The organism is Planctobacterium marinum, assembly GCF_020687805.1.
Lineage (GTDB): Bacteria > Pseudomonadota > Gammaproteobacteria > Enterobacterales > Alteromonadaceae > Planctobacterium > Planctobacterium marinum.
In genome coordinates this window covers 462,693-480,004 of record NZ_JAJEWQ010000004.1, presented here as the reverse complement: position 1 = coordinate 480,004, position 17,312 = coordinate 462,693, and the positions used below count along the sequence as shown (strand labels likewise).

The window sequence follows — 17,312 nt, the reverse complement described above, 5'->3', positions numbered from 1 at the left end:
ATAAAGTTGGATACTCATAAAAAACAACCGGTTAAGGCATGTATACAAAAAGGGAATGGATTAGATTTAGCGCACTGGGGCTATTTTATGCGGCTGGCTTTCATCTGCTTTGGCTTGCCAGTACGCAATTGGAAACTCTACCCAATACCATCAGTTGGTACTTACCTGCCGGGTTCAGGCTCGCCGTTTACTTACTCACGCCGTTTCGTAGTTGGCCTTTTGTCTATGTGATTGACCGTGCATTTTATATTTGGATGTTCGGTGACAGCGGACTGCTGAACAACCCTAACTACGTTGCAGATTCGCTATTGTGGTATTTAGGCCACTTAATCCTTGTGCCGGGCATAACCATGTTACTGGTTTGGTACTACCGTAAGTACTTTCAAGTACCTTATCTTGATACGGTTCGCAGTACCGTTGCATTACTGGTTTTGTCGGTTTTGATGAGTTTTGGTCTTGGCACCATCTTTCTCGGCAGAAAGGCCATTGATAACCCTGAGTTTACAACAGACTTTGGCAGCCAGTTGTTCAGCTTTTTCCTTGGTGACTTGGTTGGCATTCTGGCGTTGTTACCTATTGTACTGGTCATTTGTGAGCTTTATCAGAATCGACGCAAAGAACACGCTGTAGAGCTAGGCCAAACGGCAATAGTATGGATTGGACTCATCGCGGCAGTTGTTTATTTCTCGGGCTTTACGCTGAACCTAGACTATTACACCAAGGTACTAACCATTCTGCCTGCTATTTACTTTTCTTACCGATTTGGCTGGCGAGGTGCTGCAACATCGGCATTCTTTATCTGCCTGATGACTTACACCTCTGCCTTATACAGTGATGGTGCGACAGTTGAGAATCAGTTTTACATTATATCCATGAGCATGTGTTGTCTGTTTCTGGGCGCAGCAATTAGCGAACAAACCGTACTGCATCGAAGCATTACGTCCGCTAATTCAGAGCTGGCCAGTACGAACCAGAAACTGTCGAATATGGTCACAACCAACCGGCAACTATCCAGTCGATTGATACAGGCACAAGAACACGAGCGGTATCGCCTTTCACGTGAGCTGCATGATGACTTTGGGCAGCGTATTACCGAAATAAAATTAAAGTCATCCATCGGCCGACGAGACACCAACAAAGCCACAGTACTGTTTACCGAAATCATCGCAAAAGCGGATGAATTGTACCAATCACTGAAAAGCAGTTTGGGTACCTTAAGGCCAGCAGAGCTTGATGAAACAGGCCTTATCGAAACGTTAAAACAAGGTGATTTAGCAAAATTGGCTAAAGCTTCTGGTCTTACATGGTCAGTTCAATTGATAGGTAGTGAGCCTGACTTAACACATGAGCAAGCCATTGGTTTATACCGCATCTGCCAGGAATCTGTTAACAACACCATTAAACATGCCCATGCCAGTAGTATCCGTATTGTAATGGATTCGACTTCTGACAAGCTGCAATTGACCATTTCCGACGATGGCCGTGGTTTTGATATGGAAGCTGCTACAGATGGGTTCGGGCTTGTAGGGATGAAAGAGCGAGCCTTGGCTACAGGTGGTGAACTTGTACTTCGCAGTGAACCAAAAGGAACCGTCGTGTCTGTATTTTTCTCGTAAGAAAATTTCCTACATTAACAGCGTTCCTTATTAGTTATAACCCTTAAGTATTGCTAATGAAAAGAGCTGTTATGGGTACATATAAAATTGTTTTTAAAGGCCAGATTAAGGATGGCCACAATAAGGAGAAACTGAAAGCTCCACTATGTAAATTCTTAAAAGTGTCTATAGAAAAGGCGGATATCTTATTTTCTGGTAAAGCGTTTTTATTGAAAAAAGGTTTGTCAGAAGAAACCGCACAAAAACTTCATGCTTCACTCGACAAAATCGGCTTGGTATCCCATTTAATATATGAAGAAGCAGTAACCGAAGGCATTACGACACAGCATGAAGAAGCTAAGTCGTCGAGTGCTCAGCGGCAGGCTATTTCACATTGTCCTCACTGTGGTGGAGATTTGCTGAAGGCGCCTTCTATGAATGAGCAACCTAATACCACGTCAACAAATGTGGAAGTAAAGCTTTCTTGGAGGACTGTATTTGATCTCTTTGATCGTATGGGTGGCCCGTCAGCTGATCTGACTCAAATGAAAAAGAGTGAGACATACCAAAACTTTACCTTTAGTCAAAAAATGAAAGTAAATTTCAGCATTTGGGGGTTTGTATTTGTCCAGTTTTATTATTTCTATAGAGGTATGTGGGCAAAGTCATTTTTACTGATATCTTGCACTCTAATTATTATGGGGATATTAAACTTACTACATGGAACGATTAGCGCAACTCTATACAATACTGCTAACGTATTAATAGCCCCTGTGCTCTTCGGCACACTAGCTAAATACGATTACTACAGGTTAAAGGTGGTAAATGAAAAAATGTATAAAGGGCTTCCAGAAGTTTTTAGCAACGGTTTTGTTATTTTCTTGCTCTTTGTTGCCTCGGTGATATGGGTTATTGGCACGGATCCGGCGTTAACGGAATACATTCAATAATTGAATTTTCTGTAGCGCCTATTGGTTCATTATCTACTGCTCCAAATAAGTCACGTTAACAATTATTTCCATCACTTATTTTTTGAGACAACGGCGAATCTTGGACTTTTAATAGGTACGAGGTAATCTAAACGGCAAGGAAGTCCGACTTCCTTGCCCGCTTCAATTCACTTTTAGCTGTCAAATGGAGTTCAAGGCTTGGGTAAGTTTTCAACGCATTGCTATAGAGGCTTCAAGAAATTCATAGGTGAGTTAACTGCGACATCAGCTGGTATTTATGTCGCTATAAAGTACATGGATGACGTTGGGTTAGACATGGATAATGACGATCCGTGGGCTGAAGCAGCCAAACGATATAATGTTAAGGTGGGCGGTTTGAAGTCAACACGTGTGCTGAGTAGTGCTGCGCGTCTTAATATTGTCAACATTTATAGCGGATTCGATCTATACCTAAGCTCCTATAGGAGAGTCTTTTTTGAGCTTCAGGGAAAAGAATGGTCTTCGGAAAGAAAAGATACTCCCTTTGACGAATTTCAGAGAAATATTTCGCTAAATGATATTAAAAAGCTAAGTGAGATTGTACAGCATCAAATTAATTTGATTGATTACTATCGATTGGCTAGAAATGTCATCGTCCATCCGTCAAAAGAGAATGAAAAAACAGTTTGTATTTATTTTCAAGAGCACAAGAACAGTATGTTCGAAGTCAAGTCTTACTACGGGATGACTGGCGCACCAAATAGCTATGAAGAGCTAGATTTTCATGATGTTAAGCTTTTTGCGAGAACCCTTTTAGATCTTCTTCCCGAATTTGATGCTACTTTAGATCCGGGTGACAAAAAGCTTAAGTCATTAATTCCTTTTGAAAATTGGCCGAACTACAATGAATCAAGGAAACAAAATGCTGCATTAGGTTTTCTTAAGAATGAATATGGAATTGATCATAGCAGAGCGTTGAAAGTACTGGCTCATTAGCTTAACGGTAGAGCATCCCCCTTCAAGAGGGCTTTTGAACAATGAGTTTTCTTGAAGGGGAGGGTTCCAGTTCAACTCTGGAATGAGCCACCACACCTAACACCACTCATATATTGTATTGATCAAGGAGCTGAATGAAGTCGTCAATGACCCCCTGATGTATGTGGAGAGGATTGTACTCATTTATAGCGTAGACCATCCCAATAGCATCATCTCTGGAAATATGGCTGTGTTCGGCTAGTTCAAGTAATAACCTCAATCCTCTCTTTGTTGGTATGTTGTCTTCCTCGCAAAATTTTAAGAGTGCTTTTTCATTCGTTATACAAGTGACACCGCCGATGCTTTTGGCCAAGTATAAGCAAACTTTGTCTTGGAAGGATAATGGACCATGTTGAGCGTTTGAAGCTTCTGATAGGATCTCAAGTTCCTCATCAATTATTTCAAAACCATATTGTAAACAGTCATCATGGGTAAGTTGGTCTACCTCATCCAGAATAACCGAAGGTATAATCACCCTTTCAATTTTTTCTGAATACAATGCCAGCATCGTTATATCAGCGTCGGCATAGTCTATTAGGACGTTTGCATCTGTTATTACTGGCACGGTTTAATCCTGAATCAACCAACCCAAGAAGACGCCAACTGACGCATTTCTTTGTTTTGCAATCTTAATATTTCTGCTCCGCGAGATAGTGAAATATTCCCATTCTCGACTGCCTTTCTGACAAGGAATGGTAAACGATCTTCCCTAAAATCAAATACATCAAGATTGAAGGGCTCACTTGCAGTGGTATACCTATGGTTAATTCTATAATTGTCGCTTTCAATGCCGACCGGTTCAGTATGCTTCTGAAGAGATTTCCCGTAACGGGTTTTAAACTCGATATTGAAATTCATCCAAAGCTTATTTTTCTTATCTGATGGCATATTTTCAGCATACCGGTAAAGAACAGTCCTCCAACTGACTTTAAAAACTTTTTTGACCTTCAATACTCGATCAACAAAGCTCAAACCCGCCGCTTCATTCCATTCTCTTTCAAAAGCTTCTTGTGGCATAAGAAAGTGTGATGCAAACTGATCAGCCTCTGATTCTTGCTCATCAATTTCGGTAGTTTGGTCAATATCATATGCATTGAGATGCATTAGAAGGTGACCAAGTTCATGAGCGGCACTAAATATCCAAGTTTCCACCGGCAGCCTTTTCCAGGTATTGACTATTACGGCTGGTCCCCCTTCCTCTTGTTCGCTAACTGATAAACCTAAAAAAGAGTCGGTTTCCACTTCAATGGAACGAACTTTAATTCCTCTTGCCTCAAGTAGTCCGCAGATGTCCAAAACCGGCTCTTTGGAACCTAATCCAAACTTGTCTCTACAGTAGCTTGCAAGGTCAGGAATACTGACGGAGTTACTTCCTTTGTAGGCATAAAATTCATGTAAGTCTGCTACCTGTTTGTCCTCAGTTAGCTCTTCGAGAGAATTAAAGTCATACAACCAAGTAACCACATCGGAGATGATCTGCTCTCTAGTTTTAAGCCTTTTAAGTGATCTAAATCGAATGTGCTTTAGGGGCTTAACTTCTGCCAAAATTTCTTGAATTGGTACTCGTAATGCAATTGCTAGAGAACGGATTGAGTCAGCTCTTGGAGTAGCTTTGCCTCGTTCTAGCTTTTGATAACCACTGAGAGACATTCCAGCTTTTTCAGCTAGATCTGACTGATTGTATCGCGCATTGGAGCGCAATCGCTTTAGATTGTGAGCAATAGCTTGATTGTTCATAGTGGTCTCCTTTAAGTAATCATAATAGCAAATTACATAAAAATAGCTACTTTTGGTTGGAGGTGATTTATACAAGAGCCGAGTAGGTAGTGTTAATAGTTATTAACGTGATTTATTCTCTCCAAACTTTCGATTGCTACTGCCAGCTATTCGCGTAACATGCAAGTAGGCACGTTATTTTTCTTTGCATGGTAGTAGGCGCTAATGACAACGCAGCTTGAGCGACACGATATAGACGATACTTTATATGTTTTTTTACAGGACAATAGTTTGCGCTGGTATGCCCGATTCCAGCTGTTCGGTAAATGGTACTGCAAATCAACCAAGCAAAAGGACTTAGAAGAAGCTAAGGCAACTGCCCGTTACTTACGTACCGAATACAAAATCAAAATAGAAACTGGAACGCTATCGACGAGCAAGCGGTTCCGTGATGTTGCTGAGAAAGCTATCAAGAATATGGAACATGAACTTGAAATGGGGACAGGAAAGGTCGCTTACAAGGATTACATAAGCGCACTTACCAAATACCACATACCGATTTTTGATCGAACCTATATCACTTCAATCGACCAAGATAAACTTAGAGACTTTAATGTCAGGCGTAAGGAAATAGCAAAGAAAGATTTATCTAAATCCACCATCCTCAATCACAATGCTGCATTAAATATGGTCTTCAAGATTGCTTTAGACAATCAGTGGATGGCACCGATACAAGTTCCCAACTTAAACAACGTCGGTAAAGCAGGAACGAGACGAGCTTCGTTTACACCAGAAGAATACGAGCGTATCTGTGACAAGCTTTTGGAGATGGAAAAGAATGCCAGAAAGGAAGTGACAGCTCAGATCCGGCGATGTCTTTTCTTCTACATAGAGTTCGCCATCAATACTGGTCTACGGCCCGGGTCTGAATTAGACCAATTAACATGGGGTGATCTTCACATCCAAACCCAAGAGCATATGGCTCGTTTCTATATCACCGTAAGAAAAGGTAAAACCACTAAATTTACGGGCACTCGTGAAGTGGTGTGCAATGCAAATATCTATGATGCTATATGGCTGTTAACTCAAGATTTTCCTAAACGCAAACCAACTGATCTTATCTTCCGTTTGAAAAATGGTCAGACAACCAAAGAGCTTGGAAGGACATTCACGGCAGTCCTCGATGAACTGGGGATTAAGGAATCGCCACATGGTACTCGTACAATGTACTCACTCCGTCATAGTTACATTACATGGGAGCTAATGGCTCAACGTGTAAGTATGGAAATACTAGCTAAGCAGTGTGGTACATCAATATCAATGATAGAGCAGCACTACAGCCATGTTATCCCGAAGATGTTTGGTAACCAATTGTCAGGCATTGAGATGGACGAGATCAAACAGGTCAAAAATAGGTTCGCATTGTCGAATGAGAGAGCAGTAGCCACTTACACCAAACGAGCAAAAGAGTGGAGTTCAAACTATAAACGTAGAGGATGCATTTAAACTTCAAGTCTTCCCAAATCCCTTGAAATGAGGCGTAATTTGGTACATCGTGACAGTTAGTGCGCCAAAATCAACACGTAGTGTACTCAATTAGGGATGATTATGTTTGACCAGTCTTTTTCAGAACAAAACTTATTTAAAATATATTCATCAGAAAATAATAAGGGCAATAATCTTGCTGACAGATTTTTCCAAAATGTAAGCGTTGAATATGGATATATCAACCGGGTCAGAAAGCTAATACGACGAACTTATACTAGAAAACGTTTCTATTCGAGAAGCTTCTTTGAGAATAGGATTTTGTTTCTATATCGATTGCTACGTCATTTTAAAGAACGCAAAAAACATGCGGTTAGACAATATTTAAAGATAATTTCTAATAATATCTCTAATAGAAGCTTCAACTTTGTTATTTCAAAATCACCCAATAAAGTAAATGGAAAAGATGTTTATGTCACCGGCTCGTCTGCTGATTCGTTCTTTTCCGAAAAGCAAATACAAAGAAATATTAAGTACACTTACGGTGTGAAACAAGCTGATAGAGATCTAATTATTCCGCAGCTTCGTTCAGTTTTGGATGATTCTTTTCCAAAGATCATTATTAAGACAGATATTAAATCATTTTATGAAAGTATTGATAGGGATGTTCTTTTAAAAAAATTGAATGAAAGTCCTATATTAAGTCTTACAACAAGAAAACTTATTGCTAGGCTCTTCAAGTCATATGAATCAGTCTCAGGAGCCGCTCAAGGTATACCGAGAGGCGTAGGTGTAAGTGCATACTTGTCAGAGCTATATTTAAAACGGTTTGATTTAGAGATGGGAAGCCTACCAAACCTCATTTACTACGCTAGATATGTTGACGATATAGTTCTGGTGCTAACTCCTCAAGCTGGAAGTGTGGCTCAAGATTTTTTGACTAATATTGAGTCACAATTGAGAAAGGAGTGCCTGGAAATTAATCAAGATGGAGATAAAACTAAAGTTATTGATTTGAGCAATGGGTATGCAAATTATTCATTTGATTATTTGGGCTATAGGTTTAACTACTCAGGCGGCAGAATCAGGCTAGAACTTTCGAGTAAGAAAATAACTAAATACCAAAAAAGAATCTTAGACGTGATAAATGCATACAAACGGAATTTTCGCAAGCAACCTAAAAAGGCAAGAAGAGAGTTGTTGTTGCGTCTAAAGTTTTTAACTTACAACACCAAGCTTTCGAATAACAAAGGCAATGCAGTTGTAGGGATCTACAACTCAAATCAATGGATAACGAACTCAGATTGTTTAGAAGTATTAGATCAAAAGCTAATAGGTCTTTCGCGTTCTTTAGCTAGCCCAAGCTTGAAAGCAAGAATTTCTAAATATTCATTTAAAAAGGGATTTGATCAGCGATTGTTTGCAAACTTTACTGCTGCCGATTTCTCTACAATTACAAAGGTGTGGTCGTAGTGAAAAAGGTACTGCGAATAAAACTAAAAAAAGAAAGAGCAATACTTTCTGACACACTTCCTTATGAAACTCCTATTACTTTTTCAAACCGCTTTTTTTATGATTTTATTGTTGGTAATAGTCTGGGCTGCATAAATGGAAAAGTTGCTTGGAAAAAGTTGGATGATGCTAATGATGCGGTAATTCATCTACTATTTGGACTCAGTGAAGAGGAAAAAAATGACATTGCAGAAGATGGTGAATTTAGAAGCTTTGAAATAAAAAATGGAACACCAATAACTGTGCCGTTCCAGTATGGAATCAGTCACAAAGAAGATAGTTATAGAAAGCTTTCTGTTCCGCACCCTCGGAACCAACTTCAAGTCATAGAATTCTATGATAAATTCAAAGAGCTAATCTTGTACTACTCGATTAGATCCAACTTTAGTCTGAGACACCCCTCTAGAATAGCTAACACAAGACTATTCGATGATGAGAGAAAGAGTGCATCTGTAATTCTGTCAAATCAATTCGATAAAAGTATTGCCTATAAGAATAAACATATTAAGTCATTTTTTGGGTATCAAAAAATACGAAATATCCACGAGTTTTTTGAGTCATCAACTTACCATCAGTGCGAAAAACGTTATAACTCAATGGCTCAACTTGATGTTTCAAAGTGTTTTGACTCAATTTACACTCACTCAATAGCATGGGCAACACTAGGTAAAGTTGTTGTTAAAGATGAATTGGCCAATTCAGGTATTAAGTCTTTGAATAATAGTTTTGCAAGCGAGTTTGATTTATTGATGCAAAAGCAAAACTATAATGAGACGAATGGAATATTAATTGGACCAGAGATTTCTAGGATTTTTGCAGAGTTGATTCTTCAGAAAGTTGATTTCAATCTTGAGGGAACTTTAGGAAAATCATCAATCTATAGAGATGTACATTATTCTATTTTTAGGTATGTTGACGATTACTTTGTCTTCTTCAATGATAAAAAGGTCTACAAGGTCATTGTTGATTCACTTGTGGATTGTCTTTCAAGTTATAAGTTGGGTCTTAACACAGAAAAGGAACTAATATATTCGAAACCAATCATCACAGAGATAACTATTGCAAAGAGAAAAATTTCTGAATTGCTAAATGACAAGATAAAGATTGAAGTTGAGACAGTTGACGATCGTTTCGATGACCAAGGTAGACCAATTAAGACTGGTAAGATTTTTATTCACGGGAAAACTCTTATTACGTCATACAAATCAATACTATCTGAAAGCGGAACCGAATATAAAAGTGTCATTAACTATACATTGACGATTGTTGAGTCAAAGTTAAAATCAATTTTCAAAAAATATTCAGAAATAGAATATGAATACAAAACTCAGAGAGACTTATTAGATGCAATTGATGCTTGCATAGAGTTTTGCTTCTTCATATACAACGTCGCCCCAAGAGCTAACACAACAATTAAACTGAGCCGTGTACTTAAACAGATTATTGAGTTCTGCAAGAGTAGACTTGTTGAGATCGATGAGATGCATCACGTATTTAAAAGCATCTCAGATAACGTATCATTTGTGATTCACAAATACGAAACACAAAACTATACGCAAGTTGAAACGCTTTACTTGTTGACAGTCATATCCGAACTCGGAAAAGACTATTGGCTAACAGAGCCTACCTTAGTGAAGTATTTTGGTGGCAGGTATGAGACAAAGAGAACAATATCATTTGATGGTAGCCTCAATTACTTCTCAATAACAGTTATCCTCTTTTATATGAAGAATAAGAAAAGATATGACAGGGCCAGAAAGGGGATAAAGAGAATCATCAAAACGAAGTTGACCGCACCTGGTATCTCAATACGAAAAGACACCGAGGCGTTTCTTCTTCTAATGGATTGTATTAGTTGTCCGTACTTGGAAGATAACTTCAAACGCACATTACTTAAGCATTTTGGAATAGGAAAAAGAAAACTACAAAGCGAGATTATGGCTTTGAGGGACAATTGGTTTACGAAATGGAAAGACTTCAGCTTCGCTGAGGAACTTGACTCAAAACAAAGCGACGAAGTATATTAGTTCTACTTCGCATCGACCCACCGTTAATGACTGTAGGCAGTTACACACACTCGCGAAGCGCAATGTCAGGTCCTATGAATGGACGGCATTGTTAAGGCAGTCCGGTGTCGAGCTGCTTCTAATTTTCATGATTTTAGCAATTGAAAATCTAAGATCTTTTTGCAAAGTTTTTGCAAAGTGGCTAGCGCACAGCTACAGGTACTGTAAATAAAAGCCCAAAGTAAACACAAACTTTTCAAAATCCGCCGGTAGCAATACTGTGCCGGTTCAAGTCCGGCCTCTGGTACCATACTTCAAACCTGCTTTTTAGCGGGTTTTGTTGTATCTGGGCCTTAGTAATTTTAGCTGACCTAAAGAACCGTATTTAGCCGTGTTTTGGGCTTCAAATAGTCAAGCTTTATTAATTTCGTAGCCTAACGCCAAATACCCTTTTTCTCTCTTTTGATACATACGATTTAACATTGGCTCGTTGATTTCTGCATAATCATAAATGCGAACTTCTTCTTTATCATCAAAAGTACGATGAATACGACCAGCGTATTGAGCAAGTGTGCCTTTCCACGAAATCGGTAATGTAATAAAAAGAGTGTCCAGTCGGGGAAAATCAAAACCTTCACCTATGTATTTTCCGGTTGCAACCAACACTTGTGAGTTGGGCAGTCTTTCATTTGCTTCCTTTCTTTGCCTGGCGCTCATGCCACCTGTTAATAAAACACACCTCAAACCCTGTTCAACCAACATATTCAACAGTTTTTCTGCATGACCACGCCTTTCGCTTAACAGAAGACAATAGCGGCCTTCATTTGCTGAGGCAATAACATCATCAATAATCATGACATTGCGCTGTTCATCCTCACTCAGCCATTGGTAAATTTCGCTGATATGCAGCTTCGAATCGTCCTCGTTTGACCTAGCAAACTCAGCACTTCTAGTTTTGACAAACACTGTCTGTGTGAAGCTTTTATCAGCTTCATCTAAAACGCGATGCCTCACTTTGCCCGCTAACATAAACATGATTTTCTGCAAGCCATCTTGCCTGTTGGGCGTTGCGGTTAGTCCAACAATGTACCTTGCAGAAGTTTCAGAAAGAACCAGCTCGAAACTTGCCGCTGGAACATGGTGGCATTCGTCTATGATGATTTGTCCATAGTTATGTAGTATTGAATTTACCTTGTTGTCTTTCCGATTTATCAAGCTCTGGTAGGTCGCGATATCCACTTCATTCGATAAAGACTTCTTAGTGCCCATATGCACTCCACATTGAATGCCATTAGTAAAGGTGGTTATACGCTCCCGCCATTGATCGATTAATTGTTTGTTGTGGACAAGAACCAAGGTATTGGTTTTTCGCTTTTCGATGATACCTATAGCAGTGACCGTTTTGCCAAAAGCTGTAGGAGCATGCAAGATACCAATGTCGTGCTTTAAAATCTTATTAACGGCTTTGGCTTGCTCCTTCCTCAACCTGCAAGTCATCTTGATTTTGGTTAGCCTGTTCCCCTTTACTGTTTTTGTATCGAAATGTGGCTTAATGTTTTGGGACCGTAGCAAATCAATCAAGTCATCCTCGCAGCCGCGAGGTATTGAAAGGTAGTCTCCTTCTATTCGGGCCAGACTGATAAATCTTGGTGTGTCGTAAGTAGAAAACCGTAACGCCTGTTTTTTGAAAAATTCAGGATTGGAGAAACTGGCTATTCTTCGAATGCAACTAACCAACTTGGAAGGTAAACTCGCTACTGAAATAAACAACCGATTTGCTCTCACAATCGTTAATTCCTGAGGGCAGTCTGGAATTATTACTGTTGATACCGATTGCCTTTCCCACGGCAGCTCATCCATGTGTTTATCATCAGATTCTGATTTGACCATCTGAGCAACTTCTAAATGGCTCATTCTCGGCAAATGTTTTAAGAACTGCCATTGATCTTCTATTTGAGCCAAATTGGCTGTAACAAATTCAGTGAAGCCACTTTTTCTGCGCTTTTGTTGTAAAGGCAAACCAATCAAATTCCCAAATCCGCCTTCTGGCAATAAATCTTGGTTGGGGAACAGGCGATCATAAGAATCAAACGTTAAGCTTGAACACAATTCCATTGCTTTATCTAAGAGCAAGAAACCAAGGCGACGGGCAAGCTTTGCTGGAACATTTTCGCTGAAGAATACCCATAGGTGGGCACCGTTACCGGATTGTGAGATTTCGACAGCATGCGGAATTTCCAGGGTAATTGCAGCCTGAGCTGTCGATTTAACCGCGAGTTGCCAATCGGATTTATCAAAATCAATTGCCAAAAACCTACACGCACCTGAATGTCCGAGAGCATAGGTTCCAATCACCTGCATTCCGGTGAGATGTTTATAGATTTCCTGCTCGTTTAGCTCTTTAAAGTTTTGATTTTTGCAATCTGTACATTTGGTATAGGGCTTGTTACAAATCCCTTGTATCCACTCATTATGACACGCTGGAGAATAACCAGACTTTCCACTTTTCAGGTTCTCCCACTTTAAAGCAAAAACATCACTCCTTCCCGTGAACAGATCCGTAAATATAGATATTCTTTCTTCAGCAGATATTTTGTCGGTGCTTGAAGGATTCTGTGATTGGTAGGTTTTCTCAAGGCTAGCTTTACGCACTATTAAAACTTGCTTTCGACTCTCAAGGTCAGCGAGTTCTTCCTCTATAGCTTGTAATTGTTCGCTAATTGAACTCATTCGAAAGCTGAAAGTGGGTCCATTCTTTGGTGCAAAATCCTCGCAACTTCTATCCCTACATCAGACTTCCAATAATAGACAATATGTTTTTGCGCAGGAAAACTCTTCGCCTCAGGAAATATTTCAGGCCTGTTTTTACCAATAGAAGGAGTATTGGCGATTTTTGTCATTGCTTCATGAAGAAGCAACACATATTTTTCTGCCTGGGGTCTACCCCAATCTTCAATGGTTCTTGCAGAGATGAGTCGCAAGTCTTCTTCTGCAAACTCAGAAAGTTTATAGCTTGCCATCGAGTTCCTTGCTCACATCAGCAAAAATATCCAGTGCAGACTTATCGGAAGTTTGCCCGTTAGACAACTGCTGAAAGCCTTTGCCAACTTCTTCACGTAATATTTCTAGTTGTTGTTGCTTTGATACATCTTTTTCAAAAAGCAATCTCAAACCATCTCTGATTACTTCGCTGGCAGATGTATAAAGGCCAGAGGCAACCTTCTCATTTATGCGTTTTTCAAATTCTGAACCAAGAGTAACATTCATAAACACCTCCACATTATATGCTTATATTATGCGCACATTATGACAATTTTTCTAATTTAAAATTATGATGTGAACATCGCACTTTTATTAAGCTTGTTGACTAAGAGACCGAGTTGAATACTTTGCTGGCCACGCAAAGAAATTGCAAAGTGTCTTTCTCGATTTTTAAACTATTGATTTATATAAATTAAAATAGACACAAACTTTTCAAAATCCGCCGGTAGCAATACTGTGCCGGTTCAAGTTCGGCCTCTGGTACCATTCTTTGTAAGCGTCCGGTGAATTACGCCTAAACGGGTTTAGTTTCGTTTGGTAAGATCTCCCACGGTAGGAGATCTGCCAGATCGTTGCCTGATTTTCTTTTCGGTAACTCTTTAAATAGCAGATCCAGATAATCGAACGGTACCAGACCGTTGGCTTTGGCAGTTTCGATTATGCTGTAGAGTGTAGCACTGGCTCTGGCACCACTGGCGGTGTTGCTGAACAACCAGTCTTTCCGCCCGATGACGAAGGGTTTAATTGCTCTTTCTGCGCGGTTGTTGTCAATGCTGAGTCGGCCATCCTCAGTGTAACGGAGAAGCTTCTCCCACTGGTTCAGGCTGTAACTTACGGCTTCCCCCATTTTGGATTTGAGGGGCAGCTGCAATGATGACTTCTACAGCCAGGTGCGGAATTTATTCAGCAGCGGCACGGCCTTTTCCATCCGTATTGACTGCTTTTCCTCCGGGATTTTGTCTTTGATGCGTCTTTCAATGGCATAAAGCTGTTGTATCTGATTCAAGGGCCATATCAGCCTTGCCAGATTTCCCTTTTACCTGTGACTGTTTTGCTTCCATGAACTTACGTCTGGCATGAGCCATGCAGCCCACAAGGGTTGCCTGAGTCTGTTCATATCCCTGTTTTTCAATCCAAGCTGGTCACTGGCAACCAAAAGGTGAACTCACTGCCTTTACCTGATTCGCTTTTTACCGTTAGAGCTCCGTTATGAGCCAGTGCGATCCGCTTGCATAAGAACAACCCCAAACCAATACCTTGGTTTCCTCTGTTATTGATATCATCTGACTGAGAAAAAGGCTCGAAGATCTTTGACAAAAAGTTGGCATCGATCCCGGAACCAAAGTCTCGTACGACAATGAAAAGTTTGGCCTGTTCTCGTCTACACCTAATTAATACCGGACTTGCAGTGTCTGAATGTTTGAGCGCATTTTCAATCAAATTCCGGATCAAAAACTTAAAACGACCAATGTCAATATCTATGGTTATTTCAGGGATTGAACCTTCCAAACTAATGTTCTCGGCATTATCAAAGCTCCCAATGATGTCCATTAAAACATTGGGAAAGAAGTAGGTTTCCAGATTTAGAAGTTTTTGGGAGTCTCGCAGGCGTTCACTCTCAAGTAATTGCTCTACAATGTCATCCATTTTATTAATTTCACGATTGAGCTTTGAAACAGTCTCATCTTTGCTCAGTAATGCAAGCAACACTTTCATTCTGGCCATAGGTGATCTCAATTCGTGGCTTACGGAGAGCAATAATTCATTCTTGGAAGCAAAAAGCTCCTCTAGATTTTCCGCCATTTTATTTAAGCCGTGCGTCAGTTTACCTAAATCATTTCGAGGATGACGAACAATACGATACTTGAGATTACCGCGACTGATGTGTGTCGCACTGTCGATGGCACTTTTTATTGGACTCAATTGAGCATTCAACATCTTGTAGCTGACCACCAGCACGCACAGGACTCCTAACCAGGGCCAGAATACCAGCCAGTTGGGATAAATAATTAAATTCGCTATCTGTGAAGTTACGGCAATTGTTGTTTCGTTTGATGATGTAAATATGAAGTATTTCGAGCCAACTTTTGAAAAAAACAATTTACCCAGAGGTATGGCGTTTTCCATCAATTCAGATGGCTCCGGAAGAGACTCGCCTGTTTTCCAGACCTCATTTCCGCGATGTATTTGTATGGCAACGCGATTACTTTTTGCTTCTATTTTGAGGTACTCGATATCAATTGGACCAGAGACCAGTTTTGCCATCATTTCATGCAGCGTTTCATTGCGATCTTCAACAATTTTTTGTGCCTCTTCTTCAGATAAAGCAAAACAACCAAGCACCACTAACATGACCAACAAAATAGTTGTGAAAGTGAATAGTAAGAAAAATCTGGTGTACAGGTTTAGGTTGGGTAGGGTCATATGGGAGTCGCGATAAAGGTGTATCCAATACCCCTGATGGTCTTAATAAATCTAGGGGATGATGCGGAGTCTTCTAGCTTCTGCCTGAGTCGACTAAGTAGGATGTCGACGGCACGTCCGAAAAGATCTACCTCCACACCTTTGAGAGCGCCCGTAATTTGTTCTCGATTAAATACTTTTCCTGGATTTGTTGCCAGAGTATGAAGCAAAAGAAATTCCATTCCAGAAAGTGATATCTCGGCACCATCTACTTTCACCAACTGCTGTGCTGGATAAATGTCCAAGCCAGAAAACTGAATGTGTTCATTTACATTAGATTCTGCCTTTTCTTCACTCTCGGTTCGGCGCAGTAAGGCCTGAACTCTCGCTAATAATTCCAGGGGCTCAAATGGCTTTGGTAAATAGTCGTCTACTCCTATTTCAAAGCCGTGGACTTTGTCTTCCAACCTACCTCTTGCAGTAAGCATAATGATGGGCAAAGAGTATTTTTCTCTGATTTGTTTGCATAAAGAAAAGCCATCTACTTTTGGCATCATGACGTCCAGCAGCAGGAGTCGAGGCTCCTCCTTTTCTAACTTCGCAAGACCTTCAAGAGGATCATTGGCAAAACAAAGTTCGAAATGATGATTTTTGAAGAACACGCGTAAGTTGGCTGTAAGTTCTTCGTCGTCATCAATCATAAATATCTTAGTCATACAAAACGATTAATACATTTGCTTGATGTAATACTCCATCATCAAAAAAGTAAAAACAAACCATTACAGCTGATTGTTACACTATGTTACCCAACAAGGTAGGAGAAGAAAGTATGATCGATTTGAAATTAATTGATTGGAGCTTTCTATGTCAACTACAAACTACTTTTCAGATAATCGCGCAGCAAAAATATTAGCCAGCCTAATGCTGATTCAAATGGCCATGGGCCTGATTTTGAACTTTCACTTTCTTAAACCAATATTGCGTTTTGACGGTTCAGCTACTTCTGAAGAACTAAATTTCATTTTGGGTTGTGCGACGTTAGTAGCTTTACTTATAAGCTCAATTAATTTGATTTTCGCTCTGCTGCTGCCAAAAGAGAGGGTGATTGAACATACTGAGATATTTGTCCCTATCATTGTTTTTGCTACCGCTGGGATTACACTTTGTGCCGTTGAGTACGCCAGGCTCGCAGAATATGTAACCTTCTTAACATCTACCGATTTTATCAATGACGCATCAAATGATCCGACGTTAACGCCCTTAAAAGAAATGCTTGCCACGGGGCGAAATGAAGCGCACTTCATTTCCATATTTATCTCTAGCTTCAGTTTGATTTTTTTCTATGGCTTGATGCTGAGAGCCAAAATGCTTCCATCTCTTCTGGCCGGCTTTGCTTTGATGGCAGTAGTGTTGCAGCTTATTGCGGTAAGCCACACTTTCTTTGCATTATCGATTCCCAATATTATTCAGGCTCCCCTTGCTCTTACTCAGCTTATTGTTCCTATTTACTTAATCCTTTTCGGATTTCGAAGTATTCAAGTAAGTAGCACAAACAATACCGAACAATTTAGCTAGGACGAAAGGTCTCA

14 protein-coding genes, 1 tRNA gene and 1 pseudogene are annotated in these 17,312 nt (G+C 40.0%); 8 read left to right on the top strand and 8 right to left on the bottom strand.

Annotated features, from left to right (window positions below; all coding sequences use genetic code 11):
• Nucleotides 1-38: 38 nt before the first annotated feature.
• The 4 genes from LJ740_RS15610 (at nucleotide 39) to LJ740_RS15595 (ending at nucleotide 3,613) form a co-directional block, all read left to right on the top strand.
• Entirely contained in the window at nucleotides 39-1,616 is a 1,578-nt protein-coding gene (locus tag LJ740_RS15610; RefSeq protein ID WP_229530039.1) for an MASE1 domain-containing protein, read from the top strand.
• A 56-nt stretch (nucleotides 1,617-1,672) separates the two neighbouring features.
• Entirely contained in the window at nucleotides 1,673-2,545 is an 873-nt protein-coding gene (locus tag LJ740_RS15605) for a DUF2628 domain-containing protein (protein ID WP_229530038.1), read from the top strand.
• Nucleotides 2,546-2,743: 198 nt separating this feature from the next.
• Nucleotides 2,744-3,520 (top strand): hypothetical protein, encoded by a 777-nt coding sequence (locus LJ740_RS15600; RefSeq protein ID WP_229530037.1) that lies wholly within the window; start codon nucleotides 2,744-2,746, stop codon nucleotides 3,518-3,520.
• A tRNA-OTHER gene (locus LJ740_RS15595) sits at nucleotides 3,511-3,613 on the top strand. Before LJ740_RS15600 ends, LJ740_RS15595 begins: the two co-directional genes overlap by 10 nt.
• Before the next feature lie 13 nt (nucleotides 3,614-3,626).
• On the opposite strand, the gene LJ740_RS15590 is transcribed toward LJ740_RS15595, so the two are convergent.
• Together LJ740_RS15590 and LJ740_RS15585 are read right to left on the bottom strand one after the other, a co-directional pair.
• Nucleotides 3,627-4,124 (bottom strand): hypothetical protein, encoded by a 498-nt coding sequence (locus tag LJ740_RS15590; RefSeq protein ID WP_229530036.1) that lies wholly within the window; start codon nucleotides 4,122-4,124, stop codon nucleotides 3,627-3,629.
• Nucleotides 4,125-4,138: 14 nt separating this feature from the next.
• A complete protein-coding gene (locus LJ740_RS15585) occupies nucleotides 4,139-5,296 on the bottom strand; it encodes a helix-turn-helix domain-containing protein (protein WP_229530035.1) in 1,158 nt (385 codons plus the stop codon).
• Nucleotides 5,297-5,500: 204 nt separating this feature from the next.
• Between LJ740_RS15585 and LJ740_RS15580 the strand changes: the two genes are divergently transcribed.
• The 3 genes from LJ740_RS15580 to drt3b all read left to right on the top strand — a co-directional run bounded on the left by LJ740_RS15580 (nucleotide 5,501) and on the right by drt3b (nucleotide 10,299).
• On the top strand, nucleotides 5,501-6,781 hold the full coding sequence (locus tag LJ740_RS15580) for a tyrosine-type recombinase/integrase (RefSeq protein ID WP_229530034.1): 1,281 nt from the start codon (nucleotides 5,501-5,503) through the stop codon (nucleotides 6,779-6,781).
• 102 nt (nucleotides 6,782-6,883) lie between these two features.
• Nucleotides 6,884-8,233, top strand: a complete 1,350-nt coding sequence (gene drt3a, locus LJ740_RS15575) for an antiviral reverse transcriptase Drt3a (RefSeq protein WP_229530033.1) — start codon at nucleotides 6,884-6,886, stop codon at nucleotides 8,231-8,233.
• Nucleotides 8,233-10,299, top strand: coding sequence for an antiviral reverse transcriptase Drt3b (gene drt3b / locus LJ740_RS15570; protein WP_229530032.1), 2,067 nt, complete (start codon nucleotides 8,233-8,235; stop codon nucleotides 10,297-10,299). Before drt3a ends, drt3b begins: the two co-directional genes overlap by 1 nt.
• Nucleotides 10,300-10,689: 390 nt before the next feature.
• Here drt3b and LJ740_RS15565 read toward each other — a convergent pair whose 3' ends face one another.
• The 6 genes and pseudogenes from LJ740_RS15565 to LJ740_RS15540 form a co-directional block, all read right to left on the bottom strand.
• Nucleotides 10,690-13,008: a TOTE conflict system archaeo-eukaryotic primase domain-containing protein gene (locus LJ740_RS15565; protein WP_229530031.1), complete on the bottom strand. Its 2,319-nt coding sequence runs from the start codon at nucleotides 13,006-13,008 to the stop codon at nucleotides 10,690-10,692.
• Entirely contained in the window at nucleotides 13,005-13,298 is a 294-nt protein-coding gene (locus tag LJ740_RS15560; RefSeq protein WP_229530030.1) for a type II toxin-antitoxin system RelE/ParE family toxin, read from the bottom strand. Before LJ740_RS15560 ends, LJ740_RS15565 begins: the two co-directional genes overlap by 4 nt.
• Entirely contained in the window at nucleotides 13,285-13,545 is a 261-nt protein-coding gene (locus LJ740_RS15555) for a type II toxin-antitoxin system ParD family antitoxin (protein ID WP_229530029.1), read from the bottom strand. The genes LJ740_RS15560 and LJ740_RS15555 overlap by 14 nt, the downstream gene beginning before the upstream one ends.
• Nucleotides 13,546-13,834: 289 nt before the next feature.
• Nucleotides 13,835-14,441 (bottom strand): annotated as a pseudogene (gene tnpC, locus LJ740_RS15550) (IS66 family transposase); the annotation flags it as partial.
• Between the two features lie 7 nt (nucleotides 14,442-14,448).
• Nucleotides 14,449-15,672 carry a HAMP domain-containing sensor histidine kinase gene (locus tag LJ740_RS15545; protein WP_229530028.1) on the bottom strand — a complete coding sequence of 408 codons (1,224 nt, stop codon included), beginning with the start codon at nucleotides 15,670-15,672 and terminating at the stop codon, nucleotides 14,449-14,451.
• Nucleotides 15,673-15,740: 68 nt separating this feature from the next.
• Nucleotides 15,741-16,424, bottom strand: coding sequence for a response regulator transcription factor (locus LJ740_RS15540; RefSeq protein WP_229530027.1), 684 nt, complete (start codon nucleotides 16,422-16,424; stop codon nucleotides 15,741-15,743).
• Nucleotides 16,425-16,587: 163 nt separating this feature from the next.
• On the opposite strand from LJ740_RS15540, the gene LJ740_RS15535 reads away from it, so the two are divergent.
• Nucleotides 16,588-17,298 carry a hypothetical protein gene (locus tag LJ740_RS15535; RefSeq protein WP_229530026.1) on the top strand — a complete coding sequence of 237 codons (711 nt, stop codon included), beginning with the start codon at nucleotides 16,588-16,590 and terminating at the stop codon, nucleotides 17,296-17,298.
• The last annotated feature ends 14 nt before the right edge of the window (nucleotides 17,299-17,312 follow it).